The sequence below is a fragment of the Methanobrevibacter sp. genome (genome assembly GCF_045636185.1).
Lineage (GTDB): Archaea > Methanobacteriota > Methanobacteria > Methanobacteriales > Methanobacteriaceae > Methanocatella.
Map to the genome: position 1 here is coordinate 1 of NZ_JAZTXC010000091.1, position 2,981 is coordinate 2,981.

At 30.2% G+C, this 2,981-nt stretch carries 3 protein-coding genes; all 3 read left to right on the top strand.

Going from position 1 to position 2,981, the window contains the following annotated elements:
• A partial coding sequence (locus ACKI3Q_RS05390) for a hypothetical protein (protein WP_407415015.1) occupies positions 1-553 on the top strand: 553 nt, incomplete at its 5' end.
• A complete protein-coding gene (locus ACKI3Q_RS05395; RefSeq protein ID WP_407415016.1) occupies positions 550-1,449 on the top strand; it encodes a hypothetical protein in 900 nt (299 codons plus the stop codon). The genes ACKI3Q_RS05390 and ACKI3Q_RS05395, both read left to right, overlap by 4 nt.
• A gap of 17 nt (positions 1,450-1,466) precedes the next feature.
• Positions 1,467-2,981 (top strand): tubulin-like doman-containing protein (locus ACKI3Q_RS05400; RefSeq protein WP_407415018.1); only part of this gene is annotated, 1,515 nt, incomplete at its 3' end.

Sequence of the window (2,981 nt, forward strand, 5' to 3'; positions counted from 1 at the left end):
ATCTAAAATAACTTATATGTTTTTGATGACAGATGGACAAAATGAACTAGAAATACCTGATTTTGAAGATTTATTAAATAAATGGGGAAGCTATTTTTCTGATAAAAACGTATATGGTTTTTATGTAATGTTGCATAAAGAGGCCAAAAATTCAAAAGTAGAACAAATAATAGAAAGACAAGAACATCTATGGAAAGTTGAAACGGCTGATGTTGATATAAATCTAATACGTCTTGAAGACAAAGCTACGTTTAATATTCGTAGTGAGAAATACGTAGAAATTCCAATTTTCGGAAAATTGACTAGCAAGGACATTCAATTAGAATTAGTATCAAATGATTTCTATGAAATAAGCCAATATGAAATTTTGGAAAACAATTTGCGTATCTACTTAAAAGGAAAACATTCTCAAAGTATTCTTCCGGAATTGGTTGATCTCAAATTAAACTCTAAATATGCTGGAAATGATAATTACACTTTTTTGGTAACAGAGAATATTTTTTTGACTTGCATAAATAAAAAAGAACGCTCACTAAGAATATCAATAAAATGAAAAAAATACTATTCATGTTAATAGCTTTATCTATATTTACTTCATGTAAAAATGTAGATGAAAAATATCCAAGTTTTCACTTTGGTACAGTGGAATATTACCCCAAATTCTTATTCTGTGAATCAAAGTTAGTCAAATTGGAAAAGAATTTTATATTTGAATTTAGTGAAGACGCTAAAGTTGATGAAAATTGTTTTGTCGAGTTGGAATTTGTAGATAAGGAAGGAAAGCAGATCTCTACAGATTTGATGAGAATAGAAGTTGACGGTAAATTTCTTGATGAAAACATTTATAAAGTTCAATCAAATTCCGAATCGGGAAAAATTGTTTTTTCTTTTTCAGAAAATGCTGAATCGGGTAAATATCAAGGTTATATAAAATTGGCCAACCACAAGTTGGATAGATTTGGAAATCAACAATTGGAAAATGGGCAGCAGGTAGAAGTGATGAGATGGTCCATTTATTATGACAAACAATGGAATCCATTAGCTATCATTTTATTTATGGTAGGCTGTTTTTTAATTTTAAGTCTATTATTCTGGTTCTTGGTGTTGCGACCATTATTGCATCCCCATTTTGGAAAATGCAGAAAATCCATTTTAGTTATGGAAAATTCACAAATGAAGTCTCAGTTTAACATCGTATTTACAGGAGCTAGAATGATTGTTATATCTAACCAAAAGATTTCCCAATCATTCTTTGATAAATGCTTTAAAGGTAAGATTCTTTCAATTGTAAATCCATACTTTGAAGAACCATTGAAATTTACTCCAGCAAAGAAAAAGAGAATTCGTGTTTTAGGAATGAATTACATATCAATTCCTAATCCTATGCCTTATAATGGTACTGCTGAAATAAAAAACATCCGTAAAAATGTAAATCTTAAAATTAGATAATCTTAAAACTATATATTATGGCTAAAAGTAAATTAAAAAAGACTTTGTATGTTGGTCTTGGTGGTACAGGTGTACAAGTATTGTTGAATGTCAAAAAATGCTTTATTGATATTTATGGTGAGATTCCACCTATGATTGGATTTTTGGCTATAGATACTGATACAGCAGCATTAAATAAAGAGGTTACAAGTAATCGTGGAAAAGCTATTAAACTTGATTCTAATGAATTATTGGTATGTACTGTACAACAAGCTTTAAGTGTTTACAGAAATAACCCTAAGAACTATGATTGGGTACCACAAAAAAATATAGATAAATTATCGTCGATTAGTGGAAGTGGAGCAGGAGCAGTAAGATCAAACGGTCGCTTTATTGCCTTTTACAATTTCCATAAAATTAAAACAAATATTCAATCAGCTATAACAAAGATTAATCAGTTGCTCCCACCTGATTCACCGTATGAAGTAGAGTTAAATATAGATGGAGTGGAACGTCCTATTATAATCAATGTTTTTGGTTCTGTTGCAGGTGGTACTGGTAGTGGAATGTTAATAGATACGCTATGTTTAGTAAAAGAAGCTGTCAATACACTGGCAAGAAAGGTTAATATTTATCCATGGATTTTACTTCCTGAGGTATTTAGAGCTATGAATAACGGACCTTCGATGAATAATGTTTTATATAATACCTATGGTGCTTTAAGATCATTGGACTATTTAAAACATCTTAATCCTGGAAACCAATCTGCTGTAAATCTAGGATATGCAAAGTTGGATGAATCTCCTTTTGATTATGCTTACATTATCAATAATTATAATCAAGCTGGTGTTTCATTTGATAAAATAAAGGATTTAGCTGAAATTATAGCAAAAAGTGCTTTTCTACCTTCCAATAAAATGGGAGATGAATTGTCTTCACCATTCGATAATATTGTTGTTCAGCAAAATGCAACCACATATGATATCAGAGATAAGAAAGCTTGGGCTGCATCTGTTGGTAGTGCAGAATTGGTTTATGATAACCAAGCAGTTGGACGTTGTTATGCACATCAAATTATCTCACAACTATGCAATTACTTAATCAATTCAACTTCGACTGGTGCAGAAGATGCAAATAAATTTGTGGATAATCAAGATGTTATGATTCGTGAAAATAATGGGCGTAATGATGTTATTGACGCACTATTAAATCCTAATCCTGAATATATCTACGAAATTAGTAAGGAAACAACTGTAGACGATTTAAAAAATTACATTTCTTATAATGTAGATCCTGTGAACCTTGAAAGTGCAATCAGAGAAGCCTTCAATCAAAAATTGATAAATACGAAAGAACAATTTGACATATTTGTTGATTCAATTATTGATTCATCAGTAAATGGCGGTGTTGAAAATGTTTTAAAATTCATAAGTGCATTAAATACTATTATAAGCCAATGCCTTGGTGAAATGGAAACAGAAAAACAACAATATAATAAAATCAATTCATTGCCTATCCAGTTGGAAGATAAATTAGTTAACTGTAGAAAAACA

Coding starts and splice junctions, on each gene's coding strand:
- ACKI3Q_RS05395 (WP_407415016.1), top strand. CDS start 550: ATGAAAAAAATACTATTCATGTTAATAGCTTTATCTATATTTACTTCA.